Source organism: Lactobacillus sp. RTP31084st1_F9_RTP31084_210423 (genome assembly GCF_040919545.1).
In the GTDB taxonomy this organism is placed as follows: domain Bacteria; phylum Bacillota; class Bacilli; order Lactobacillales; family Lactobacillaceae; genus Lactobacillus; species Lactobacillus paragasseri.
Map to the genome: position 1 here is coordinate 14,084 of NZ_JBCOVH010000004.1, position 23,451 is coordinate 37,534.

24 protein-coding genes, 2 pseudogenes and 1 other annotated feature are annotated in these 23,451 nt (G+C 33.7%); of the genes and pseudogenes, 10 read left to right on the forward strand and 16 right to left on the reverse strand.

Features of this window, described 5'->3' with window-relative positions; translation table 11 throughout:
- From AB5359_RS08420 to AB5359_RS08440, 5 genes are all read right to left on the reverse strand, one after another.
- Nucleotides 1-1,152 (reverse strand): YncE family protein, encoded by a 1,152-nt coding sequence (locus tag AB5359_RS08420; RefSeq protein WP_368279785.1) that lies wholly within the window; start codon nt 1,150-1,152, stop codon nt 1-3.
- 355 nt (nt 1,153-1,507) lie between these two features.
- The gene (locus AB5359_RS08425) at nt 1,508-1,819 is read right to left on the reverse strand and encodes a hypothetical protein (RefSeq protein WP_048685350.1); all 312 of its coding nucleotides are present in this window, start codon (nt 1,817-1,819) and stop codon (nt 1,508-1,510) included.
- A 3-nt stretch (nt 1,820-1,822) separates the two neighbouring features.
- Nucleotides 1,823-2,167, reverse strand: a complete 345-nt coding sequence (locus AB5359_RS08430) for a hypothetical protein (RefSeq protein ID WP_003650899.1) — start codon at nt 2,165-2,167, stop codon at nt 1,823-1,825.
- 14 nt (nt 2,168-2,181) lie between these two features.
- Nucleotides 2,182-2,505, reverse strand: a complete 324-nt coding sequence (locus tag AB5359_RS08435) for a hypothetical protein (protein WP_003650897.1) — start codon at nt 2,503-2,505, stop codon at nt 2,182-2,184.
- A 1-nt stretch (nt 2,506) separates the two neighbouring features.
- Nucleotides 2,507-2,767: a hypothetical protein gene (locus AB5359_RS08440; RefSeq protein WP_048685354.1), complete on the reverse strand. Its 261-nt coding sequence runs from the start codon at nt 2,765-2,767 to the stop codon at nt 2,507-2,509.
- A gap of 298 nt (nt 2,768-3,065) precedes the next feature.
- On the opposite strand from AB5359_RS08440, the gene AB5359_RS08445 reads away from it, so the two are divergent.
- The 4 genes from AB5359_RS08445 (at nt 3,066) to AB5359_RS08460 (ending at nt 7,458) form a co-directional block, all read left to right on the forward strand.
- Complete coding sequence (locus AB5359_RS08445; RefSeq protein ID WP_048685356.1) at nt 3,066-3,350, forward strand: hypothetical protein; 285 nt, start codon at nt 3,066-3,068, stop codon at nt 3,348-3,350.
- Between the two features lie 336 nt (nt 3,351-3,686).
- Nucleotides 3,687-4,175 (forward strand): cyclic-di-AMP-binding protein CbpB, encoded by a 489-nt coding sequence (cbpB, locus tag AB5359_RS08450; protein WP_003649819.1) that lies wholly within the window; start codon nt 3,687-3,689, stop codon nt 4,173-4,175.
- Nucleotides 4,176-4,253: 78 nt separating this feature from the next.
- Nucleotides 4,254-6,131 (forward strand): heavy metal translocating P-type ATPase, encoded by a 1,878-nt coding sequence (locus AB5359_RS08455; RefSeq protein WP_368279788.1) that lies wholly within the window; start codon nt 4,254-4,256, stop codon nt 6,129-6,131.
- Nucleotides 6,132-6,198: 67 nt separating this feature from the next.
- Nucleotides 6,199-6,249: a sequence feature (sodium ion sensor (DUF1646 type); this cis-regulatory element may regulate processes involved in with the transportation of sodium ions), on the forward strand.
- 48 nt (nt 6,250-6,297) lie between these two features.
- Nucleotides 6,298-7,458 (forward strand): cation:proton antiporter, encoded by a 1,161-nt coding sequence (locus AB5359_RS08460; protein ID WP_039158111.1) that lies wholly within the window; start codon nt 6,298-6,300, stop codon nt 7,456-7,458.
- A 59-nt stretch (nt 7,459-7,517) separates the two neighbouring features.
- Here the strand turns inward: AB5359_RS08460 and AB5359_RS08465 are convergent, their stop codons facing one another.
- Together AB5359_RS08465 and AB5359_RS08470 are read right to left on the reverse strand one after the other, a co-directional pair.
- A complete protein-coding gene (locus AB5359_RS08465; RefSeq protein WP_048685431.1) occupies nt 7,518-8,171 on the reverse strand; it encodes a DUF4097 family beta strand repeat-containing protein in 654 nt (217 codons plus the stop codon).
- Nucleotides 8,172-9,749, reverse strand: coding sequence for an ABC transporter ATP-binding protein (locus AB5359_RS08470; RefSeq protein ID WP_048685428.1), 1,578 nt, complete (start codon nt 9,747-9,749; stop codon nt 8,172-8,174).
- A gap of 101 nt (nt 9,750-9,850) precedes the next feature.
- On the opposite strand from AB5359_RS08470, the gene AB5359_RS08475 reads away from it, so the two are divergent.
- A complete protein-coding gene (locus tag AB5359_RS08475) occupies nt 9,851-10,711 on the forward strand; it encodes a helix-turn-helix transcriptional regulator (protein ID WP_077410049.1) in 861 nt (286 codons plus the stop codon).
- 101 nt (nt 10,712-10,812) lie between these two features.
- Here the strand turns inward: AB5359_RS08475 and AB5359_RS08480 are convergent, their stop codons facing one another.
- The 8 genes and pseudogenes from AB5359_RS08480 to AB5359_RS08515 all read right to left on the reverse strand — a co-directional run bounded on the left by AB5359_RS08480 (nt 10,813) and on the right by AB5359_RS08515 (nt 15,359).
- A complete protein-coding gene (locus AB5359_RS08480) occupies nt 10,813-11,073 on the reverse strand; it encodes a hypothetical protein (RefSeq protein WP_048685421.1) in 261 nt (86 codons plus the stop codon).
- Between the two features lie 238 nt (nt 11,074-11,311).
- Entirely contained in the window at nt 11,312-11,551 is a 240-nt protein-coding gene (locus AB5359_RS08485; protein WP_048685417.1) for a hypothetical protein, read from the reverse strand.
- Between the two features lie 95 nt (nt 11,552-11,646).
- A complete protein-coding gene (locus AB5359_RS08490; RefSeq protein ID WP_048685414.1) occupies nt 11,647-12,495 on the reverse strand; it encodes a helix-turn-helix domain-containing protein in 849 nt (282 codons plus the stop codon).
- Between the two features lie 72 nt (nt 12,496-12,567).
- Nucleotides 12,568-12,767: pseudogene (locus AB5359_RS08495) on the reverse strand (MFS transporter); the annotation flags it as partial.
- Between the two features lie 64 nt (nt 12,768-12,831).
- The gene (locus AB5359_RS08500) at nt 12,832-13,074 is read right to left on the reverse strand and encodes a hypothetical protein (RefSeq protein WP_003649809.1); all 243 of its coding nucleotides are present in this window, start codon (nt 13,072-13,074) and stop codon (nt 12,832-12,834) included.
- A 19-nt stretch (nt 13,075-13,093) separates the two neighbouring features.
- Nucleotides 13,094-13,741, reverse strand: a complete 648-nt coding sequence (pcp, locus tag AB5359_RS08505; RefSeq protein WP_077410051.1) for a pyroglutamyl-peptidase I — start codon at nt 13,739-13,741, stop codon at nt 13,094-13,096.
- An 18-nt stretch (nt 13,742-13,759) separates the two neighbouring features.
- Nucleotides 13,760-14,683 carry a DUF979 domain-containing protein gene (locus AB5359_RS08510; RefSeq protein WP_003649807.1) on the reverse strand — a complete coding sequence of 308 codons (924 nt, stop codon included), beginning with the start codon at nt 14,681-14,683 and terminating at the stop codon, nt 13,760-13,762.
- 1 nt (nt 14,684) lies between these two features.
- Nucleotides 14,685-15,359 (reverse strand): DUF969 domain-containing protein, encoded by a 675-nt coding sequence (locus AB5359_RS08515; protein ID WP_003649806.1) that lies wholly within the window; start codon nt 15,357-15,359, stop codon nt 14,685-14,687.
- A gap of 163 nt (nt 15,360-15,522) precedes the next feature.
- On the opposite strand from AB5359_RS08515, the gene AB5359_RS08520 reads away from it, so the two are divergent.
- From AB5359_RS08520 to AB5359_RS08530, 3 genes are all read left to right on the forward strand, one after another.
- Nucleotides 15,523-16,974, forward strand: coding sequence for a PTS transporter subunit IIC (locus AB5359_RS08520; RefSeq protein ID WP_048685407.1), 1,452 nt, complete (start codon nt 15,523-15,525; stop codon nt 16,972-16,974).
- Between the two features lie 115 nt (nt 16,975-17,089).
- Nucleotides 17,090-18,544, forward strand: coding sequence for a PTS galactitol transporter subunit IIC (locus AB5359_RS08525; RefSeq protein WP_048685404.1), 1,455 nt, complete (start codon nt 17,090-17,092; stop codon nt 18,542-18,544).
- Nucleotides 18,545-18,590: 46 nt separating this feature from the next.
- Nucleotides 18,591-19,100, forward strand: coding sequence for a DUF1440 domain-containing protein (locus AB5359_RS08530; protein WP_048685403.1), 510 nt, complete (start codon nt 18,591-18,593; stop codon nt 19,098-19,100).
- 16 nt (nt 19,101-19,116) lie between these two features.
- On the opposite strand, the gene AB5359_RS08535 is transcribed toward AB5359_RS08530, so the two are convergent.
- Nucleotides 19,117-19,764, reverse strand: coding sequence for a CPBP family intramembrane glutamic endopeptidase (locus AB5359_RS08535; RefSeq protein ID WP_003649802.1), 648 nt, complete (start codon nt 19,762-19,764; stop codon nt 19,117-19,119).
- A gap of 80 nt (nt 19,765-19,844) precedes the next feature.
- Here AB5359_RS08535 and AB5359_RS08540 point away from each other — a divergent pair, with 80 nt between their 5' ends.
- On the forward strand, nt 19,845-20,966 hold the full coding sequence (locus tag AB5359_RS08540) for a YdcF family protein (RefSeq protein ID WP_003649801.1): 1,122 nt from the start codon (nt 19,845-19,847) through the stop codon (nt 20,964-20,966).
- Nucleotides 20,967-20,978: 12 nt separating this feature from the next.
- Nucleotides 20,979-23,325, forward strand: a pseudogene (locus tag AB5359_RS08545) (ATP-binding cassette domain-containing protein).
- The last annotated feature ends 126 nt before the right edge of the window (nt 23,326-23,451 follow it).

Consider the following 23,451-nt stretch of genomic DNA (forward strand, 5'->3'; position numbering starts at 1 on the left):
TTAACCCCCTAATAAGGCATTGATATTTGCTGATAAAATTCGATCGACAATCATAATTTGATCACGTGCATAAGCCTTTGCACCAGATTCAAATAACATTAATAGCTGACCATTTTGAACATAAATTTGTTCTAAATATGGCGGCATAACTACAACTTTTTCTGCATTTCCTTCATCTAGATAGTTTAAAGCTGAAATTGGGAAAAAGTATAACTTAGAATCCTTTCTTCCATAAGACTGACTCAAAATAATCCAATTTTGATAAAAGGCAATTCCTTGAATCTGTCGATCCATTGAGGCACTTCCAGAACCTAAGGCCCAAGATACTTGACCAGTTACTGCCTTAATTTGGTCACTAGTGATTGTTCCCTTAAAGTTCCCTGAACGAGCAATCGGATAACTAGCAATTTGTCCTTGACCATCTGTATTAAAAAAGCCAACAAACAATTGATTATCATAATAAGTTACACAAGATGCTCTTTCAATCGTTGGCAAAGCAATGACATTGTCATATTGAATAGGTTGCTTTTTCTTATTATAACTGTATTTCTCTAGTTTCTTTAATGAAAAAGACATTAGGGCCGAAGAATCATCTTGACTACCTGTTACCCAAATATTTTTAGCAGTTGGATCATAAGCAATACCACCTAAATGCGGAGATCCAGAAACCTGAATAGTCTTCAAATATTTACCAGTTTTTTTATCTAAACAGTAAATAACTGAGCGATGATTATGTGTTGAATCGTAAGCTGTAATTAATAAGTACTTCCCCGCTACAGTTAATCCTTGAGGAGTCATCGAATCTGTATCTGTAATTTTCTTTTTATTGAAATCATAGCTTGGCGTTACAACTTGTCCTGGGATTACGACACTGCTACCAATTTTACTAGCACGTGGCGTTTCATATGCTGCACTATAGACATCAGGATACTTTTCATTCAATAACTTCTTAAAGTAAGCCAAATTATGATGACCTGGGCTAATGCTTGTGCCATCCTTTGCCTTTTCTACATCAGGTCTAGAAGTAAACGTTGCTTTTGCCTGTTCTCGCTTTTGATATTGCTGATAGCCATAGTAACCGCCATAACTAGCCCCAGCAATAATTGCCAAAATTAAGATTAGTTTAAACAGAATCTTTAAAAATCTTTTCATTAGCTTTCCCTACCTAATAAACAACTTCCTTAATTCGATATTATACCTGAACAGTCCATTTACTATATGAAAATAAAAAATTAAGCAAGTATATTATATTTGGTTCTAGTTTGTACTATAATATATTAATTGTAGTAGTGGATTAATAATAATTCACTGCTATTAGCATTAACATCCAACTTTTTATTTTCATTCTTACTCCTCCAAGTAGATTGAATAATAACAAGATCAGCTTAAAGGCTGATTATCTATCCTTGAAACGACTTATGCACTTCCCAGCATAGGTCGTTTTCTTTTTAGCGCATTAAAAAAGAGAATCCTGATTATGGATTCTCTTTTCTTGTACTGATGATTATTAAGGAAATGGAATGAAATTAAGTAAGTTACCGTCTTTAGTATATCTTTGATAGGTGGCATCTCTTAACTTATTCCAAACCTTGCTTTGAAAAGTATTCAATTTTAAATCATTAAACGCCATTAAATTTTCAACTAAACTAACAACATCAAATAATTGTGATGTTAAAGCGACAGCGTGATATTTGCCTGTTTTTAGATTAGCAACGGTTTTATTTATTTGTTCAACTATTTGAACAATGTTAGGATCATTTTCAGCTGTTAAACTTAATCGAAATGCTTCGAGTAAGCTGATATATTCTTGATACTGCATTTCTCACCAGACACCAAATTCATTGATTAATTTGAATATTATTTCATTCTTTTGCAATTTTTTATCTGTTGGATGCACAAACAAATTCCATGCTTCTGATTGTTTTTTAGAAAGACGCAGTCCCCTAAAAGCAAGTGCATCATTGATGTAGCTCATTGTTTTTCCAACTCGAACAGATAAGGTTATTCCCTCATACTTCGTATTCTGTAAATCAAATATTGTTTCATCAATAACTTGATATAATTCAGCAAAATCAGTAAATTTGTTTAAATCTCCATATGTCTCATGCTTTAATTGATACTCTAAATTTTTAAGCAATACAATTGCTTCTTTAACTTCTGCTTCCATTCGTTTTACCAGAATTAAGAGCTTACTCCAAATGCTCCAGAAAATCCCAAGGCATTCCTATCCTTTGCATAGCTTCGATATGCTTGTTCCTTTAATCTATTCCAAACCTTACTCTGATATGAATTGAATTTTAAGCCATTGAATGCCATATCTTTATTTACTAAATCTATTACTTCAAAAACTTCTTGTGTTAAAGCCATTGCATGATATTTCCCTGTTTTTAAATTAGCAACAGTTTCATTTATTTGATCAACTATTTTATTAACTTCAGGATCATTTTCTGCCGTCAAGCTTAATCGAAATGCTTCAAGCAAACTGATATATTCTTGATATTCCATTTTAATGACGTCCAATCCACCCAGTAGTTGCAGTCTGAACAATATTGTCTGCAACACTTTGCCAATTAATTCTACATTTACCGTTATTTAAATTCTTTGGACCATAAGCATAACCTTTTTTACACTCTACTGTTGAATTCCAAGGCATTGGATCATACCAGCCGGGAGTAGCAGCAGAAACGGTATTACTGTTAAAGTATAATGCAGCTCCTGTCATAACAGGAATAAATGCAGTCGCCAAGAATAATTTACTCTTTTTCATGATATTTACCTCCAAGTTTAGAAAAAAAGTTTTAAAAGTTTATTTCTCAGAAAGCGCCTTCATCTAATTAAATTTTATCATACCAATTATAAATATCAATGAAATTTTTAAATATATATTTCAATATTATTTACACTTATATAAAGGATTTATACATTAAGGAGATCGCTTTAATATTATTAGTATACCAATTGTATATTTTCATCAAAAAACAATTGTATAAAGTCAGCTTTCATAATACGATTATCTTACAGAGAATAATTCCTAAATTTATCGAAATATGCAGAAGGTGAAAAAGATGGTTTCTAAAGATGAAATTATTATTACAATGACCAGGTTAACTGACCTACTTAATGAAACAAATTCAAATTCAGAATTTACTAACTTTCTTAAAGATAGTCTAACAACTATTAAATCAAGCAATGGCGTTGCTTTCACCGGTCAGCTCCAATATTTCTTCAATCGCGCACCAGTTGTAAAATTTTCTGATAATATCACTTTTACTCCTGAAGAAGAAAAGCTATACCATAAACTCCTCTCTCTAAATGAGTTAGGAAACAACCTTTGGGGTGCAAGTTTATAATTTATCCCAGCTTTTTTAACAAATTTAACTTTTTTAATAAAAAACGTCACAATTTGTTCACATTTTCCCTCTAATATATAAACCATAGCAACGGGGGAAAACAAAAACCCCATCGCTATTAGCATTAACATCCAACTTTTTATTTTCATTCTTACTCCTCCAAGTAGATTGAATACATTTATCAGTCTTTGACTGATCCTATACTTATATATCTGAAATCCGCGTCTTTCCCAGCGCGGATTTTTTTATGGGCTTATTTCCAAGACTTTCCTATAATAGAAGTGAAAGGGAATACAAATTTTAGAAATTAATTATTTAAGCATAGGAAGGATTATTATGTTCTCACCATCAATTCAATCCTTGATTGAAGAAAAAGCAGGCTCATTTATCATCCCTGCCTCCAGAATTGCATTCGTAGAAGATGAAAATCCACTCTACCATGCATTTTTAATTCTTACTAAAATGAAATACTCAAAAATTCCAGTTTTAGATAAGAATCAAAAAGTAGTTGGTTTAATTAGCTTATCAATGATTACAGATAAGATGCTAACGCCTGATAATATCGTTATCGAACCTTTATCAGACTTGAAAGTCAAAGACGTAATGCAAACAGACTTCGAAACGATCAATTTTGCCCATACTAATCTTGAAACGCAGCTGCATCTTTTAGTTGATAATCCTTTTATTCCAGTTGTAAATGACAACAATATTTTTCAAGGATTACTTACAAGAAGAGAATGGATTAAGGCGTTTAATTACGTAACTCATTCAATTGATGACAAATATGACATTACTAAAAAGAGCGATCCGAGCGAAACAAGCTAAATTGCTTAAATTTAATCTATTAAGTGGTATAGTAATAATGTTTTAGTATTATTGTTAATTTAGTTGGAGGTAAAGCTAATGAGACATCAATGGAAATTTTTCACAATTCTCGGAATTGGTGTCATTGCAGCAATTTTAGACTTTCTGTGTGGAGCTCCTAAAATTGGTACATGGCCAATCTCAGGTATCTTAATTGATATCTTCGGAATTTTTATGGCAATTACAATGCTCCGTGAAATGATTCATACGCTTGAATCAGGACGCTGGGGTGTAGATATCTTAGCAATTATTGCCGTGGTTTCAACAATGATTGTTGGCGACTATTGGGCAGCTTGGATGATTTTAATCATGCTTACCGGTGGTGACTCACTTGAAGATTACGCTACCAGTCAAGCAGACAAGGAACTACGTTCTTTATTACAAAACTCACCAAGAATTGCTGATAAGTTAGTCAATGGCAAGATTGAAGAAGTTAAAGTTGACGATTTAAAGATTGGCGACATTGTCTTAATTAAGCCAGGTAGTCAAGTTCCTGTTGATGGAGAAATCATTAAAGGTAATTCTAGTTTTGACCAATCTTCATTAACTGGTGAATCAGTTCCAGTAGATAAAAAAGTCGGCGATGACTTAATGTCAGGATCAATTAATGGGGATGCAGCAGTAGAAATGAAAGTTACTAAAGCTGCTAAAGATTCTGAATATCAATCAATCGTTGCCTTAGTTAAGTCTTCAGAAGCAAAACCTGCTAAATTCGTTAAAATGGCTGACCGCTACGCTGTACCATTTACCATTATTTCTTTAATTATTGGTATTGCAGCTATGATTACTTCTGCTGTAACTAATCCAGCACTAGGTTGGCAAGGTCACTTCTTACGTTTTGCACAAGTTATGGTTGTTGCTTCGCCTTGTCCATTGTTAATTGCTGCGCCAGTTGCAATGGTTTCAGGCATGAGTTCAATGTCGCGTAGCCACATTATTGTAAAGTCTGGTACTACGCTTGAAAAGTTATCTCGTACCCTAACTTTTGCTTTTGATAAAACCGGTACTTTAACCGAAAACCAACTAGTTATTGACCAAGTCGTTTTAGCAAAAGATAGCTCAATTTCAAAAGAAGAATTACAAGGTTTGGCAGCTAGCGTTGAACAACAATCAAGTCACGTTATCGCAACCTCACTAGTAAAGAGTACAGATAAAAACTTAATTAAGCCAGTTACCAACTTAAAAGAGGCTACTGCTAAGGGTGTTAGCGGTGAAGTAGACGGTAAACTAGTAAAAGTTGGTAAACTTGCCTACGTTGATCCTGATCAAGAAAAAATCACAGTTCAATCAACAGCTGTCTTTGTTTCAATTGACAATAAATTTGCTGGATATATTACTTTCCAAGACCAAATCAGAAAAAACACCCCAGAAACAATCGCTCGTCTTCGCCGTCAAGGTATCAAGCAAATTATGATGCTGACTGGTGACCGTAGATCTGTAGCCGACAAAGTTGCTACAGAAGCCGGAATTAGAGAAAGCGAAGTTCACGCTGATTTGCTTCCTGCTCAAAAGATTCAGGCTATTAGAGATGTTAAACCTAATCTCAGACCAGTTGCCATGGTTGGAGATGGTGTTAATGACGCACCTAGTTTAATGGCTGCTGATGTTAGTATCGCTATGGGTGCTAAAGGTGCAACCGCTGCTAGCGAAAGTGCCGATGCAGTTATTATGGTTAATGATATTTCTAAAGTTAACGATGCTGTCGCAATTTCTAAACATACGATGAAAGTTGCCCACGTTGATATTATTACCGCAATTTGTATCGTTATCTTAATTGAATTGATTGCCTTTACCGGTATCATTCCAGCATTCTGGGGTGCAATTTTACAAGAAGTAGTCGACTTAATTACTATCTTGCTTGCTCTTCTTGCTAAAACTAAGCCAACCAATCCTAAACAAACAGGATTAGAAAAATAAAAAAACTAGTTTGCAACCAAGAAAGTTTTTAGCTAAACTAAAATTTAGTTAAATATTTTTCATTAGTGGTTGGGTTTTATTTAAAACTTTCAAGATTTGCTTATTTGGGTCAATAAGCGCTTGAAAGTTTTTTATTTTGCCACAAAGTTATAGAAAGTTGAAAGAAATGCACTTTTTAGGAGAATTAATTTTAATTCTGCTGGCTACTACATTATTAGGACAACTTTTTTCTCGTCTTAATATGCCAGCAGTTATTGGTCAATTATTATCAGGAATCTTATTAGGACCAGCCATTTTAGGTCTAGTTAAGCCAAACGAAATCATTTCGCTCTTTTCAGAGTTTGGTGTAATTCTGTTGATGTTCTTAGCTGGGCTAGAAAGTAACTTAGAATTATTGAAGAAATATTTCAATCTAAGTTTCACTGTTGCTGGAATTGGCGTTATCCTACCAGTTTTCTTCATGGGAATTGCAAGCTACTTATTTGGAATGAACTTCCTTGAAGCCCTATTTATCGGAATTGTATTTGCGGCTACTAGTGTTTCAATTTCAGTTGTTGTGTTGCAAGAAGCTAATCAAATTCATACCCGAGCTGGTACAGCTATTCTAGGAGCAGCTGTGGTTGATGATATCTTAGCAGTAATTGTGCTTAGTTTATTTACTACCTTTAGTCATGAAGGCGGTAAAAGTGGTTTAACTAATAATTTCTTTCTTAATTTATTAATTGAAGTAATCTATTTTGTTGTAGTCTGGATTATCTTCAAATTCATCGCACCATATTTTATGAAATTAGCTGAAAAAATTGAAGTCGATTATGCTGTAGTTATTGGATCACTTGTACTTGCCTTATCAATGGCTTGGGCAGCTGACTTTGTAGGTTTAAGTGCGGTTGTAGGGGCCTTTTTTGGCGGTCTTGCAATCAGACAAACTCCGCAATATAAAGAAGTTCAATCTTCAGTTAGTGCAATTGGATATTCAATTTTTATTCCAGTATTTTTTGTAAATATTGGTCTTTCAATGACATTTGCTAGTTTTATTAAAGATATTTGGTTCATTATTGTAATGACAATTTTAGCTGTCGTATCTAAGTTCTGGGCTGGTAAATATTCAAGTGAATTATTTGGCTTTACCAAAAATGAGGGAAACATCGTTGGTGCTGGGATGGTATCACGTGGTGAAGTAGCCTTGATTGTTGCTCAAATCGGAATTACGCACCACCTCTTCCCAGAGGATATTTACTCAAGTTTAATCCTGGTAATTATTATCACCACTGTCCTCTCACCATTTATCTTGAACTACTACATTAAACGTGGCATAAAAAATCACTAAAATAAAAACGAATTAGCCGTTGATTTAATCAACAAATAGCTAATTCGTTTTTTTATATTCTAATTTATTGAAATACTACCCAAAGAAGTGTCTGCTTCTAAAACATTCCTAGAGTCACTATTCTTTTCAAAGGAATCACCATGTTTTTTACCACTAATTGTAATTTTCCCAAGAGAAGTATCTAGATCATAACCAGTCGCATTACTGCTCTCAACTCTAATATTTCCTCTTGAAGTATCAAAACTAATCCCATCTTTAGTCTTCAAATCTTTAATATCGATATTGCCGTTTGATAAATCAATATCGCCTATTTTCACTGCTAAATAATCAGCACTAAAATTACCATTTGAATTATCAACATTTAAGCTTTCTAATTGTTCTTTCGGCATTTCAATGACGATTTTAGAATTTAATTGCTTAAAGTTAAATAAACGAATGTGGGTAATTTGATTCTTAAAACTAATTTTTAATTTACTATCTTTAATCTCAACTTTAGGGACATTTTTTTCTAATCCAGAGTAACTAACATGATATTTATTTCCTGCTTTTAAAACTACATCTCCTGTTGGAATATCTATATCTACTTTAGTAAATTTAGAAAGTGAATAATCCTGATTAACAACTTTTTGATTAGCTACATTAAACATTGTCAATCCTCCAACTAATATAATTACAATAATGCCAATACTAAATAATGTTTTCTTCCAATTCATCTAAATATGTTCCTTCAAGTCAAGTATTTCGTCATATTGCTTCAATTCATCTTCCTCATAGTGGTGAATCACTTCAATAAAAGTTAACTTTGAAGCTAATAAATATTTATGAATTATATCAGAAGTTTTCTTATCAAGGGAAGCATTAATTTCATCAAGTAATAACACTGGGCGCTTCATTAAAATTGCTCTTGCTAACTCAATCCGTGCTAGTTGTCCACCTGATAATTTATCGGCTGCTTCTCCTAATTGATAGTCAAAGCCTTTTTCTTTAACTAATTCGCTCAAGTCCAAGTTATCGCAAACTTCCTCTACCTTTTTCGGGGAAATGTTTTTTCCTAAAGTCAAATTAAACAATAGACTATCCGCAAAAATAACCGGTGCTTGGCTTGCATATGAGAATAAGTCTGGAAATGTACCAGCTTTTACTCTCTTATCATTTAATCTAATCGCCTCTGCTTTTCCATATTTTCCATATAGTAAGAACTGCAATAAAGTCGACTTTCCTGCTCCAGATGGTCCAATGACAGCAATTTTCTTACCTGACTTGATGTTTAAGTCAATCCCAGTAGCTAATTGCTTACCATCTCTCTTTAAGATCAAATCTTCTACTTGTAAATCCTGTAAACTTACAACTTTTCTATTTTCTGCATCTTTTTCTTTATCTAAAAAGTCATTAACCTTCTCAACAATCTTCTTAGTAGTAGACAATTTACTTCTATCATCTAAGATAAATAAAATTGGATTTATAAATGAATTGGCTAATTGCACAATTGCAAATAAAGCTCCTAAACTTGTTTGTCCTTTTACAACTAAATAAATTCCAAATAGAAATGGCATCAAAAATGTAACAATATTCCCAACAAAATTAATCCATGAGTTCGTATCAAGGTTTAAGAGATTCATATTACTCAATGCTTGTTCTAGCTTAGAAATTGTTTGTTTATTTTTAGCAACCGCCTGATTTTGACCATCATATAAATGTAGCGTTTCAACACCTGCTAAGAAGTTTTTAGTCTGATTAACATACTTACTATTAGCACTAGTCCACTTTTCAGAAGATTCTTGAATAGGCTTTTGAAAAACATTAGAAACAACCATTGGAATAAAAGATCCAACTAGGAATAGTAATGTAAGTAGCCAATTAACTGCTAAAGCATAGCCTAGTGCTAATACTAACGAAAAAATCTGCATAATAATTTCAATTTGAGCATTAAAACGATTAGTTTCAAGTAGTTTAAAATCATTAGTTAAAAATCCTAAACTATCATTATTTTCGTCTTTTGACTCTTCTAGCATTCCACTCAAAATATGTGTTCTTAAATAAGTGTTAGTTTCCTTAATTGTATTAGTTTTCAATCTGTTAAATACTAGGCTTGCAATTAAGGTAACAACTAATGCTACAATGATAATAATCAAAAATTGTGTAATTTTGCCCCAGTTCTTATTAGTAGCAATATTAGTTAGTGTTTGCACAACATTGGCCATAATAATATTTTGAAAACTAGCAATTAAACCAAAGATAATCATCAATATGAATCTAAATTTATTTGAATACTTAAACAGCATCTTCTTCATCCCCTCATCGATTTAAACTTGTTGATAAGAGTATATGATGAGATTATACTTAAAAATGAATCTCTTGCAGATCTGCAAGTTAGTTTTTGGAGAATGAAAAAATGTATGGTCATGAATTCAAAGAATTACGCTTAGAACAAGGTATTACGCAAAAAGAAGCTTGCAGCGGAATCTGTTCTGAATCAAAACTATCACGCTGGGAAAATGATCAAGTCGAGGTTGAATTTAGTACGGCAATGAAATTACTAAATAGAATTCACATTACTAGTCATGAATTTATGGGTTGGTCCAAATTTTCACCACGACCCGAAATAGATCCTGAGCTTTCTGAAGCTACTGAAAAAGAAAATATTCCGTTTCTCAAACGAGTTACACAAAAACAACTAACTAAGTATCATAAAAATCATAATAAGTTTGACTTATTTATGGCTGCTAATCTATGTAATCAACTTTTTATCATCGAACATAAAAATTACTTGCCTCCTATTGACCAAAAAAAGCTTTTTGCAATTTTTTCAAAAGTCAATTTATGGAGTCAATACTATATTTCAGCGTTTGGTGCATCAATTTTTCTATTCAATCCTAAGCAAATTTATGGTAGTTCAATGCAAATCATTCGTAATATTAACCGTCTTAAAGAAGCTGAAACTAGTTTTAACTTAGAAATCATTATGGGAAGTTTATCAGATGGCATTTTACGGCTGATTTCACTTAATGAATTGTCTTATGCTCAGAAATTAGTCAAAGAACTTAAAAAAATCGAATTACCACAATATTTAATGTTTTTTACTCTAACCTTGACTTATTTGCAAAAGGCAATTGATTACATGAGAAATGGTGATGACAAACCAATACTTACATTAATTTCAGAAGTTTTAGATTTAGGGTGCAGTGTGCAAGCCACCACCTACCTAGATATGTTTAAGTATTTAAAAACTCAGCGAAAAAAATACAATTTTTAACATAGCGTCTACATTCATTTTTTAAACAATCCCAATATATAGTCACGATCACTTAACAGGCATAATAAAAAACGCAGTTTAAAACTGCGTTCTTTGTACGATCAAATCATAGCGGCAACAATCCAGACTATATTCGTAACTAGTAATACCAAAGCTACTAGCCCTTTAAATAAATTTATTCTCTTTGTAACAGAATATCTATTAACTAAATATTCCATACTTGTACCAACAACTATATTCATTAGCACCATTCCCATACGATAAGGAAGACTTCCCCACCATGATGTTAAATTTAGCACTGCTAGTAGCGTAAAAGTTATTGTTACACTGTAAGAATAACTGATTAATTTTATATTTTTCATAGGCTATTTTGGATCTCTTTAAAAATTGCATACCAGAAATATAGATATGCTGAAATACACATGACTAAAATAGGAACTTTAATCAACAATGGCCACTGCATTGTCATATTCATAATTGACACACGAATGTTTGTTTTGAAAATAGCATCTACAAATAAAGGTAAGAAAGGAACTACTCCTAGTAATATCTTAAAAAATAATACTAATTTTTTCATAATATTATCCCTTTCAAAACAATTTATTTCTTGAACTGTCTAGCTACTGCAGTAATTACCGCAAGTGCGTTAACACAGACAATAAATATAGTACCCATTAAGATTTCAGTATTCCAAAAGTCTTTAACTGCAGCTGCAGTGTGAACACCAAATAGCATGGTTCCAAAACTATAATAGGCCGAATAAATTGTTATCAATACTAAGCCAACTACATTGATAGCTATTAAGCCTAATATCCATTTAATGAAATTCATTCTAATCACCCTGCACTTCTTTCAGTTAATTATTTTGTTGAGATTAAGCGTAAATTATAAAATAGTGAAAGAAATTAAAACGGGCATATTTCCCCAATATTACATTATTTATATTTATCCTTAAACTTTCGTAGCTCTTCCCCATACTCAGGCATACCTACAAGACAAAAACTTTTTATTATAGCATCGCAATATTGCAACGCAGACTTATCTTGATTCTTTTTATATTGAATGAAATAAGTAAAAAAGGTCATAGCACTTTTATAAAAGAAAAGATCAGGATTAGTTGGAACCTTATTAGCAAAATCAATATAAAAATCAATATTCTCAAATTTATTTTCTTCGATAGAAAGGACTAAAACATTAATAGCTAAAGAAAGTAGAGATTTTTTAACAAGCATAGATTCACGCACTTGATACTTTTCAATTATCTTTCTAACAATTGCTTCGTTATCAGCCAAACTATAGAAACGCATAGAATTGCAATACAGCATAAACTTAGTACTATTGAAATTTGGAATTTCAAAAATTTTCTTCTTAATCTCATCTCTAATTTTTTGATTAGGTTTATCCGGATTTAGTAATTCTAAAAGTCCATCAGCAATCAAATTTTGAATTTCTTTATCTTTTTCAGATAATTTACTTTCTGTAATCATTAATTTAACCTTTTTTAGTTTATCTTTATCTACTTGATAATATGCTTCTTCCATTATCTTTCTTTGAATTTGAATCTGACTTTGATAGTTTTCATAATTTGGGTCTAAAGTTTCAATAAATTCTATAGCATCAATTTGATTATATCTAAGCAGATTAATTAAGTTTTCCGCTGAAATTTGATGTATATTTCTTTCTACTTTTCCGTAGTAAGATCGATCAATTATATTACCCGCAAATTCTTGCAAAGTTTTATTTTGGTTAATACGGTATTGCCTAAGCAGATCTCCTATTGTCATTTTTACCTTCACCCCTAATCAAAAATTTTTATCACTATTTTAATGAGATGGACAGAACCAAACAAGTACAAAATTTTGGATTCCGATTAAAACGTATGTCGTTAATAACGTAGTCATCACTGATGCAGTACCATAAGGATCGTATTAATCAAGCCAATTCCTGAGGCTAAAATTTTCTGAGCAATTGCATTAACTAACCATTGCTGCATTTTAAGTGAAACAGTACTTACAACTGCAGCCAATAAAAAGTAAAACGATAAGATTATAAAAACAAAGAAAAAGGCCAAACACCTTACGTGCTTGACCTTACTTAAAAGAGGCTACATTAGCCTCTTTTTATGATCTTAATAAAAAGTAATGGTACAAATACCAAGTTTCAACTATAAACACAATTACTAGATAACCATACCAATCAAAATTTGTATCATGATTACCAAATTGCGTTAAACAGACAAAACTAGAAACAATAATTCCAATTAAGCAATAAGCAAATGGAAAACCATATTTAATAATATGCTGCCTAACTAGTAAGCATAGAATGAATCCAATAATCGCTAAACTTAGAAACACCCAAAACATACAATAAATCACCTACGCTTTAGTGATTTGCGCCTTCAATTGCTTCAATATCGCCCTTACCATCACGTTCAACAATAGCGCTAAGAGCTGCAGTTAATCCTTTAACAATGTCATCAAGCGCCATGGATGGAGTATTAGGACGGTTTACAACTTGCTCAGGTAAGAATGGAATATGAATAAATCCTGCCTTAATGTTAGGAAATTCTTTATCTCTCATATATTGAACTTGATACATAATATGATTACATACATAAGTACCAGCAGTATTTGAAATGCTAGCTGGTAGGCCTGCATCCCTAATTGCCTTTGCTTCTGCCTTAATTGGCAATTGTGTAAAGTAGGCAGTTTCACCATCTTCATGAATTGGTTCACCAAGTGGTTGGTAGCCTTCATTATCTGGAATACGTCCATCATTGATATTAATTGCTACTCGCTCTGGAGTTAAGCCAAAACGACCACCAGCCTGACCAACATTTAAGACATAATCAGGATTTTCTTTTTCAATTGCTTCTTTGACAACTTCAGCTGACTTATTAAAGACAGTTGGAATTTCTAACTTAACAACTTCTGCACCTTTAATTTCATCAGGCAGTCTTTTAACTGCTTCAATTGCGGGATTAATTTTATCTCCGCCAAATGGATCAAATCCTGTTACTAAAATTTTCATAATATTATCCTTTCAAGATTAAAATGCTAAAAAGTACATTAAACCAATTTGAATAATCAACAAAATAACTGCAACTGGTGCCTGCTGCTTAATAACGCCCATCTGATCTTTCATTTCTAAAAGAGCTACTGGCAAGGTGTTAAAGTTAGCAGCCATTGGCGTTACCAACGTTCCGCAGTATCCTGATGTCATTCCAATTGCCGCAACAACTACTGGATTGGCTCCTTGAGCAATTACAAATGGAATACCAATTGCTGCTGTAATTACGGCAAAGGCAGCAAAGGCATTACCCATGATATAAGTAAACAGCGCCATCGCAATACAGTATAACGCCACTCCTAAGAAATGATTTCCAGCTGGAAAAACATGACTAATCATATTAGCAGTTAGCTTACCAACACCGCAAGTGGTAAAGACTACTCCAAGCATAGCTAATAGTTGCGGCAAAACGCCAGGTGCACCAACGCTTCGCACCATTCTTTGCGAATCTTTAAAGACCTGTTTAGCTGGAGCCTTAGTTAAGAAAATAGCCAAAATGAGTGAAACAACAGCACCAATACCGATTCCAACTTGACCGCCCAACGGTGTAAACTGCGCAATCAAAATAGAAGTTAATGCTAAAACTATACTTGGTAAAAATACTTTAGCTCCTAAACGCTTCGCACCTTCTTGCGCGGTTTTAGGATCTAACTTAGGCAAGTTACCAACTTGAATTTGCTTAAACAAAGCTAAAATTCCAATTACTAAAACCATCGCACCCGATACAACAGCTGGAATCCAATCTCCAAAGGCAAAAATAATTGCCAAGAAGAACCAAAAAACGGCAGTTCCAATTCTCGCCTTATTTGCCTTATCTCTTAAAGTTTCAATTCCAGCAACCGCCATACATAAACCAATCAGGGCATAAAGGATGGCGAGTAAAAAGTTAATCGTATTTTGCATTTTATTGACCCTCCCATTTCTTCATCTGACGGTCAAAGTAAAGATTATAAGCAAAGACTAAAACAAAAGTAATAATCGCAATTGGAATCGTATTAAGCACAATCCCAACCGGATCAACCTTATAGCCAAGCGACTTCATTGTTGAAGAAATTAAAAGTACACCACCTGAAGCCACAAACAAGTTTTGAGCAAAGAAGTTACCAAAGTTATCAACTGCTGCACTACGACCCTTAATTAAGTCAATCTCTGACTCAGTTAATTTCTTCTTATCTTGGTCTTCAGCAGCAGCAATTACCATTGGCGCAATTAATGGACGAACGAATTGAACTTGTCCTTGAAGAGAAATTCCAAAGACACCAGCTAATTCACGAATTAAAAGATAGATATTTAAAATCTTTCCAGCAGTTAATTTCTTCAACTTTTTAATCGCATTAACTGCATAATCTCTTAACCCATGAGATTCAACTAGTCCAATCATTGGTAAAGTTAAGAAGAACAAACTTACCATTCGGTTGTCTACAAAACTCTTTCCAATTACTTCCAGCAACTTAACAAAATCCATTCCTGAGAATAGTCCCGTTACAATTGCTGCGATAACTACAACTGCGGTTGTGTCCCACTTTAGGACAAAGCCGACCACAATTATTAATATTCCTAACAGTTTTAAATATTCCATACTACCCCTTCCTTAAATAAAAAATAGAAAAATACTATAAAAGTATTATACAAAATATAATAAAAAAATACGAAGATTAACCTGCTCTTAGCATTAAGTAACTTGCTTGACCCCCCCATCTGGATATACTTATGTTATTAGTTACAAGGGATGATCACCATTGATGAATACTATTAATTTTTTCTTTAATTCTTTTGGTACAACGATAGTTATACCAACAACAATTTTTATCATCGCTTTATTCGTAGGGTATGATCCTAAGAAAAGCTTGCTCTATGGTCTTTATGCAGGAATTGGTTTGACTGGTTTTTCATGGATTATCAATCAATTTACTCCAATAGTTATCAAAATTGTTTATAAAATGGTCAACAACACTGGAATTAAAAGCCCCATCGTTGACATAGGCTGGGAGGCTGGAGCAGTTGCCAGTTTTGGATCAGCTATTGGTTTAACATTTTTTATATTTGGACTATTGGTAGAAATAATCTTATTTGCTACAAGAATTACAAAAGTCTTCATGCCATCCAACTTATGGAATAACTTTGTTTTTATGCTCTGGGGAAGTCTGGCATTCTACGTTACTCATGATTGGTGGCTTTCCTTAGGGCTTTCATTCTTCATGCTTCTCTACACGCTACTTTTTGCGGAAATTCAAGCAGACCGTTGGTCAACTTACTATAAAAGCAAAAACATTACTGTTTGCTCCGCACAAAATATAGTTCAAACAATTCCCGCTATTTTACTTGATCCGCTTTGGAATCGACTAGGTTTTAATCGAACTACTCTCACACCAACCACCTTAAAGCATAAGCTAGGAATATTTGGTGAATCTCCAATTCTAGGAGCTGCTTTAGGACTATTTATCAGCCTAATTGCAAATATCAAAGAGCTCAACCAAGTCAGTGCTTGGGAGCAAATCTTTCAATTTACTATTCAATTATCAGCTGTAATTACCATTTTTCCTCTGATTGCAACAGTCTTTAATATGGCCTTTACTCCTTTGGCTGAACAAATAGATAAAAGTCGTAAGCAAAAGCAAAAATCCAATTCTGGCATTGAAATAAATCCAATTCATGATAAAAAAAGATGGTTTCTGGCAGTTGACGATAGCGTAGGATATGGTGAATCGGCTACTATAATTTCAGGAATAGTTTTAATTCCAATTATGCTTATCTTAGCTTTCCTTTTGCCTGGCAACAAAACTTTGCCAATTGTTGATTTGGTTTTACTTCCATTTATGGTGGAATCAATCGTGGCAATAACAAATGGTAATATTCTAAAAGTTATCGCAACTAGTATTGTCTGGTTTAGTTTAGGACTTTATACAGCTAGCTGGTTAGGACCAATTTATACTAATGCTATTGCCCATTATGGTGTAACAATTCCTGCTGGCATCATTTTAGTTACTAGCTTTAGCTTGATGGCTCAACCTTTTAATGCGTTAATTTTTGCGGCCTTTATTTCTCGCAATCCTTTTTGGATTAGCTTATGTATTATCATTTACTTAATTTCATTATTAATTCTTAGACGATACCGTCCACAAATTTGGACTTACTTAAACAAGATGGCTGCTAAAAATATCCAGATAAAGCATAAGTCATCTTTTCAAAAATAAAATAATTTAAACTTACTAGCACACTGATATACATAATTCTAATTATTAGCCTTCTTTTTTCTTCTTTTCTATACTAAGACTGGATGCTTGAGATGGAAAGAAAAGAGGCAAACTAATGCTAAACAATATTCATACTTTTTTTAATGCCTTCGGTGCCACAGTGATTGTTCCTGTTATGATCTTTATCATTGCCTTATTTTTAAAAGTAAAACCTAAAAAAGCAATGATGTGCGCACTCTATGCAGGAGTTGGCTTAACTGGATTTTCTTGGATCATTAATGAGTTTACTCCTGTAGTGACAAAGATTGTCCGGCAAATGGTTGATAATACTGGAATTAAATTGCCTATTGTCGATATTGGCTGGCAGGCTGGTTCTCTTGCAAGTTTTGGATCTCCAGTTGGTTTAACCTTTTTTGTCTTTGGACTAATTGCAGAATTTATTTTGTTTGCTGTTGGCGTTACTAAAGTTTTTATGCCCTCAAATCTTTGGAACAATTTTGGTTTCATGATTTGGGGTACATTAGCTTTTTATGTAACTCATAATTGGTGGATCTCCCTTGGATTATCCTTTTTCATGCTGCTTTATACCTTATTGTTAGCTGAAATCCAAGCGGACCGTTGGTCAAGATACTACAAGATTGAAAATACTACTGTTTGTGCTGCTCAAAATATCGTCCAAACAGTTCCAGCTATTCTGCTTGACCCGCTTTGGAATATGCTTGGCTTCAATAAGGCAAATCTAACCCCAGCAGCCTTTAAAAACAAATTTGGCGTCTTCGGTGAGCCAACCACATTAGGAGCTATCCTAGGAATAGTAATTGGTATCTTAGGCAATCTTAAAGATTTAGCTACCATCAAAGCTTGGGGGCAAATTTTCCAATTTGCCATTCAATTATCAGCTGTGATGACCATCTTTCCTTTAGTTACTAATGTCTTCAGTAAAGCTTTTACTCCGCTGGCCAAGCAGATTGATCAAACAAGAAAGCAAAATGCTAATCAGCAGCCAGAAGTAGATCCAGTTCATGATAAAAAGCGTTGGTTCTTAGCAGTTGATGACGGTGTAGGATATGGTGAATCAGCTACGATTATTTCTGGCATAATCTTAATCCCAATCATGGTTGTTATTGCTTTTCTTTTACCTGGAAACAAAACGCTTCCTGTAGTTGATTTAATCTCACTACCGTTTATGGTTGAATCAATTGTTGCTATTACTGACGGCAATATCTTAAAAGTTATTGCAAACGGCGTTATCTGGTTTAGCCTAGGTTTATATGCTGCTAGTTGGCTTGGTTCAATTTATACGGGTGCTATTTCTCAGTATGGCGCTGCTATCCCAGCCGGAATTGTCTTAGTAACTAGTTTTAATTTGATGGCTCGGCCTATTAACGCTTTAGTCTTTGCCGCCTTTATTTCACAAAATCCGCTCTGGATCAGTTTATGCATCATTGTTTATTTAGTCCTGTTATATATTTTAAGAAAATATCGTTCACAAATTTGGATCTACTTAAACAATATGGCTGCTAAAAATGTTCATGCAAAGGAAGACCTTAAATCATCCCCTAAGGACTGAATTTGTTACAATAAGAACAAAGAACCTACAAAAGGACGTGAAGATAATGTCAAAATTTAGTTGGAAAAATGTATTAATTGCAGGTACTGCTGCTGGTGTTATTTCTGGATTAGTTAAGTTAGGCTGGGAAAATATTCTCCCTCCAAGAACACCAGAGAGAAATAAAACCAATCCACCACAAAAATTACTTGAACAAATGGGTGTACCCGCTAAATTAACTCACGCAACTTACACTTATTCTGGTGAAAAATTACCATGGGTAAGCTATCTAGTTCACTTTGGATTTTCTATTTCCTTTGCAACAACCTATGCTGCCTTGCTCGAAAAGAAGGTTAAGTGGCTAACTGTTGATCAAGGAGTTCCATTTGGTTTAGCAGTTTGGATTGCTTTTCACTTAGTAATCATGCCATTAATGAAGACTGTTCCTTCTCCTAAAGACCAGCCACTAGAAGAACATGTCTCAGAAGCACTAGGCCATATTGCTTGGATGTGGACTAATAATGAAATTGCAGAAGTTGTCTTAGAACAATTAAGACATAATAAAAAGGAGTACTAGTGCTCCTTTTCTTTTACTATAAAATTGAGAGGATATTATTTAGCATATGCGTTAAGATCGAATATCTAATATCCTTTGTTTCCACATATGTCCATGCAAGGATCATTCCCATTACCCAGTAGAGATAAATAAATTTACTAAACATTGGATCATGACCATAAGCAAAAACAAAACCACTTGCTACAATGCCAACCCACTTATTAAGGTTGTTATCTGCTGGGAAGAAAGTATTAAAGAATAGCGCTCTAAAAATGAATTCTTCACAAATTGGAGCTACTACAACAAGCAAAATATTAAACATCGGCGATGCTACTTTCCTAACCTCGTCAAGTTCTGCTTGGTTCTGAGAAACAGTATTTCCGCCAATCAATCTAATATAAGCTACTTGAAAAATTACCAGAGCAAAAAAGGCAGCTACTGCGATAATAATTCTCTTCACATCCCAGTGCGGTTTAGCATTAAAGAACCAATCATTTTCCTGCTTAAGCTCTCTTTTATAAATCCAATACATCCAGTAAATCACCGCTACCGTTAAAACGGCTAGAATAATTGCAAATAATAAGTTCACCTTTTTTTGTGCGTATCCTAATTGCAAAACTGTATAAAACACAAAGGCAATAATAATTACTGCTAAATTACCTAAAAAGCGTAAAAAAGTCTTCATTCGAACACTTCCCCTAATTGAAATTACCTACTTTTTTTTCTTTATAATTATTTATCAAAAAGACATAAGGACATTTAATCATGCAATCACAACTCATGCAATCTTTACATCAATTTCTTAATTTTACCATGCATCATAGAGTAACAATTACTACTTTATTGATGTTTATGTTTTTATTACTATTTTTATTTTCCTGGCTAATTGAGCCGCGTCGCTTAATTAATGGATTAATCTTTACAGCATTTGGGCTTACATTTTTGACTTGGGCAGCAATATTGATCTTTTCACAGCATAATGTTATCTTAACCTCTTCATTTTCATTTATAGCCTTGGCTTTCTTGTTTGGGATTTTTTTCCTAGTTACATTCTCATGGATTTTCTTTCTATGGAATGCTTATTTTGTTTGGAAATATGAAAGTCACTCTCTTCCTAATCTTCTAACATTAATTATTGGGTTATTTCTAGTAGCATTATGGACTCTATATCGTTTAGGCGTCTTCCATAAGCTACCGGGTTGGCTTCATTCTTTAGTTGCCGGCGCAGCTTTAATTGCTTTTTATTTATTGTTTGTAATGTACAATTTCTTACTCAACCTAGTCTTATATCAGATTGTTCCGCGACGCTACAAACAAGACTACTTAATCGTTTTAGGCGCAGGTCTTATTGATGGTAAAAAAGTTTCACGACTTCTTGGCTCAAGAATTGACCGTGCAATTGCCTTTTCTAATAAACAATATGATAAAGGCCACAAGCGCCCTAAATTGATCATGTCTGGTGGACAAGGTAAAGACGAAGATTTGTCAGAAGCAGAAGCAATGAAAGATTATGCAGTTAAACGCGGTTATGACCCTGATTTAATCTTACTTGAAGACAAATCAACCAATACTTATCAAAATATGGTCTACTCTAAAGCTGTTGCTATCAAAGATTATGGCAATGAAAAGTTCAAGGTAAAATTTTTCACTAATAACTATCATCTTTTTAGAGCCGGATTGTATGCGAAAATGGCGCATTTAAAGGCTAACGGTATCGGCGCAACAACTAGATTTTATTTCTTGCCTAATGCTACTATCCGTGAATTCGCTGGTGTCTTTATCATGCATAAGAAGCGCCACTTTGTTATTATTGGGTTAATTGCAATTCTATTTATAATTCAAGCAATATTCGCTCTATTAGGTTGGAGCAAATACATAATTGCTTAGAGGGGAAGAAACATGCTACAGCTTTTACATTTAAAAAAGACATATCATGTCGGAGACACTGTTACACATGCTCTTAATGACGTTACAATCAACTTTCGTAACAGCGAATTTGTAGCCATTCTAGGTCCAAGTGGCTCTGGAAAAACAACACTTTTAAACGTAATCGGTGGCTTAGACCATTACGATTCTGGTGACATCATCATTAACGGTAAGTCTACCAAGAACTTTTCTCAAACTGACTGGGATGCTTACCGTAACAATTCTGTTGGCTTTATCTTTCAAAGCTACAATTTAATTTCTCATCTTTCAATCATTGAAAATGTTGAACTTGGGATGACGCTTTCTGGCGTAAGTAGCAATGAACGCCATGAAAAAGCGGTTGCTGCTTTAAAGCGTGTTGGTCTTGGCAAGCATTTAAAGAAACGTCCTAACCAATTATCCGGTGGACAGATGCAACGTGTCGCTATTGCCCGGGCAATAGCTAACGATCCTGACATTCTTTTGTGTGACGAGCCAACCGGCGCTTTGGATACCAAGACTAGCGAAAGTATCATGCAGCTAATCAAAGAATTAAGTCATGATAAGCTAGTCATCATGGTAACTCACAACCCAGAATTAGCTGAAGAATATGCTAGTCGAATTGTTCATTTTCAAGATGGTAAAATTCTCAGCGATTCAAATCCTTTTGAACCAAAGAAAAAAGTAGCAGACACCTTTAAACTCAAAAAAACGAAGATGTCTTACTGGAATGCACTAAAGTTAAGTTTTACTAACATTATGACTAAAAAAGGCAGGACCTTTTTAACTGCCTTTGCTTCCAGTATCGGAATCATCGGAATTGCAATTGTCTTAGCCTTGTCTCATGGTTTTCAAAAGCAAATTAACGACACACAGAGCAAAACGTTAGCCAAGTTTCCGATTTCTATTTCACAAACAGCAACCGATATGAATGCTGCTACAAGTCGAAACGAATCAGATAAAAACGTCAAAAATAAAGACTATTTAGTTGCTTCTAAGCCAGACAATGAGAAGAATACGCACGAAAATAAAATTACCCAGTCTTACATTAACTATGTTAAAAAGATTAATCCTGATTATGCTAACAACATTTCCTTCATTCGTGGCACTCAACTTAATCTTTTAACCAATGATAATGGAAAAATTAAGCATGTAGAATTCTCTAACGTTAACAATTCCGGTTCAGCTATTGCTAGCGCGCAGCTTCAGGGAATGAATAGCGTTGGGATTAACACCAGCGTCTTTCCTAAGACACTTGATTCCAAGCAAGGAACATTTTTAAAAGATAATTACCAAATCCTTGCTGGATCATGGCCTAAGTCAAACAATGATGTATGATGTAGTTCTCGTTTTAAATAATAAAAATCAAGCCAACATTAACGCACTTAAGAATTTAGGTATTTCAATTAAAGATGGTCAAAAGTTAGAACTTAATAAAATTGTTGGTCGAACTTTTAAAGTGATCAATAATAACGATTACTACCAAGAACTACCTACTGGCAACTTTGTTCCGCAAAAAGCTTCTAAGTCTATGTATGATTCAAGCAACTTAACTTTGAAGGTAACGGCAGTCATTCGTGGTAAAAATAATAGCCAAATGGCTCTCCTAGATAATGGAATTGCCTACAGCGATGGCTTGACTCAAGAAATCATCAAACAAAATGAAAATTCAAACATTGTTAAAGCCCAAAAGAATAGTTCAACTAACGTCATGACTAATCAGCCAATGAATAAAAATCAAAAAGAGCAATTCATTGCTTCTCTAGGTGGCTCTAGCATCCCTAGCGGTATTCTTATTTATCCAAATTCCTTTAAGTCAAAAGATAAAGTACTTGATTACTTAGATAAGTATAATAAGGGAAAGTCGAAAAAAGACCAGATTATTTATACTGATATGTCAGGTACAGTAACTAAATTAACTGGTGGTTTGCTTGATGGTATCACCGATGTTTTAGTTGCCTTTGCTGGAATTTCATTAGTAACCTCTATGATTATGATCGGTATTTTAACCTACACTTCTGTCTTAGAACGAACTAAGGAAATCGGTGTGTTAAAGGCTCTTGGAGCTAGAAAGCGCGACATTACTCGTGTCTTTGATGCAGAAACATTTATTTTAGGACTCTTTTCTGGTATTTTAGGTATTTTCATTGCTTACCTATGTACCTTCCCAATTAATGCTGTTTTATACGCAATTACTAATATGAGTAACGTGGCTCAGCTTGATCCAACGCAAGCTTTAATCTTAGTAATTATCAGTACTATTTTAACTATGCTTGGTGGACACATTCCTGCTAGAATGGCAGCTAAGAAAGATGCCGCAATTGCATTAAGAAGTGAATAAAAAAACAGGACTTCAACTTTGAAGCCCTGTTTTTTTATTCTATTTTTAAGCTAGCTAAAATTTATAAACTTATTCTTATATATTATTGAAAACGTCATCAAGAAAGTATATGCTTAAGGTAACAGA

What these genes read in the sequence shown, in the direction of transcription:
- AB5359_RS08420 (WP_368279785.1), bottom strand. Translation starts at nt 1,152, where the DNA reads ATGAAAAGATTTTTAAAGATTCTGTTTAAACTAATCTTAATTTTGGCA.
- AB5359_RS08425 (WP_048685350.1), bottom strand. Translation starts at nt 1,819, where the DNA reads ATGCAGTATCAAGAATATATCAGCTTACTCGAAGCATTTCGATTAAGT.
- AB5359_RS08430 (WP_003650899.1), bottom strand. Translation starts at nt 2,167, where the DNA reads ATGGAAGCAGAAGTTAAAGAAGCAATTGTATTGCTTAAAAATTTAGAG.
- AB5359_RS08435 (WP_003650897.1), bottom strand. Translation starts at nt 2,505, where the DNA reads ATGGAATATCAAGAATATATCAGTTTGCTTGAAGCATTTCGATTAAGC.
- AB5359_RS08440 (WP_048685354.1), bottom strand. Translation starts at nt 2,767, where the DNA reads ATGAAAAAGAGTAAATTATTCTTGGCGACTGCATTTATTCCTGTTATG.
- AB5359_RS08445 (WP_048685356.1), top strand. Translation starts at nt 3,066, where the DNA reads ATGGTTTCTAAAGATGAAATTATTATTACAATGACCAGGTTAACTGAC.
- cbpB (WP_003649819.1), top strand. Translation starts at nt 3,687, where the DNA reads ATGTTCTCACCATCAATTCAATCCTTGATTGAAGAAAAAGCAGGCTCA.
- AB5359_RS08455 (WP_368279788.1), top strand. Translation starts at nt 4,254, where the DNA reads ATGAGACATCAATGGAAATTTTTCACAATTCTCGGAATTGGTGTCATT.
- AB5359_RS08460 (WP_039158111.1), top strand. Translation starts at nt 6,298, where the DNA reads ATGCACTTTTTAGGAGAATTAATTTTAATTCTGCTGGCTACTACATTA.
- AB5359_RS08465 (WP_048685431.1), bottom strand. Translation starts at nt 8,171, where the DNA reads ATGAATTGGAAGAAAACATTATTTAGTATTGGCATTATTGTAATTATA.
- AB5359_RS08470 (WP_048685428.1), bottom strand. Translation starts at nt 9,749, where the DNA reads ATGAAGAAGATGCTGTTTAAGTATTCAAATAAATTTAGATTCATATTG.
- AB5359_RS08475 (WP_077410049.1), top strand. Translation starts at nt 9,851, where the DNA reads ATGTATGGTCATGAATTCAAAGAATTACGCTTAGAACAAGGTATTACG.
- AB5359_RS08480 (WP_048685421.1), bottom strand. Translation starts at nt 11,073, where the DNA reads ATGAAAAATATAAAATTAATCAGTTATTCTTACAGTGTAACAATAACT.
- AB5359_RS08490 (WP_048685414.1), bottom strand. Translation starts at nt 12,495, where the DNA reads ATGACAATAGGAGATCTGCTTAGGCAATACCGTATTAACCAAAATAAA.
- AB5359_RS08500 (WP_003649809.1), bottom strand. Translation starts at nt 13,074, where the DNA reads ATGTTTTGGGTGTTTCTAAGTTTAGCGATTATTGGATTCATTCTATGC.
- pcp (WP_077410051.1), bottom strand. Translation starts at nt 13,741, where the DNA reads ATGAAAATTTTAGTAACAGGATTTGATCCATTTGGCGGAGATAAAATT.
- AB5359_RS08510 (WP_003649807.1), bottom strand. Translation starts at nt 14,683, where the DNA reads ATGCAAAATACGATTAACTTTTTACTCGCCATCCTTTATGCCCTGATT.
- AB5359_RS08515 (WP_003649806.1), bottom strand. Translation starts at nt 15,359, where the DNA reads ATGGAATATTTAAAACTGTTAGGAATATTAATAATTGTGGTCGGCTTT.
- AB5359_RS08520 (WP_048685407.1), top strand. Translation starts at nt 15,523, where the DNA reads ATGAATACTATTAATTTTTTCTTTAATTCTTTTGGTACAACGATAGTT.
- AB5359_RS08525 (WP_048685404.1), top strand. Translation starts at nt 17,090, where the DNA reads ATGCTAAACAATATTCATACTTTTTTTAATGCCTTCGGTGCCACAGTG.
- AB5359_RS08530 (WP_048685403.1), top strand. Translation starts at nt 18,591, where the DNA reads ATGTCAAAATTTAGTTGGAAAAATGTATTAATTGCAGGTACTGCTGCT.
- AB5359_RS08535 (WP_003649802.1), bottom strand. Translation starts at nt 19,764, where the DNA reads ATGAAGACTTTTTTACGCTTTTTAGGTAATTTAGCAGTAATTATTATT.
- AB5359_RS08540 (WP_003649801.1), top strand. Translation starts at nt 19,845, where the DNA reads ATGCAATCACAACTCATGCAATCTTTACATCAATTTCTTAATTTTACC.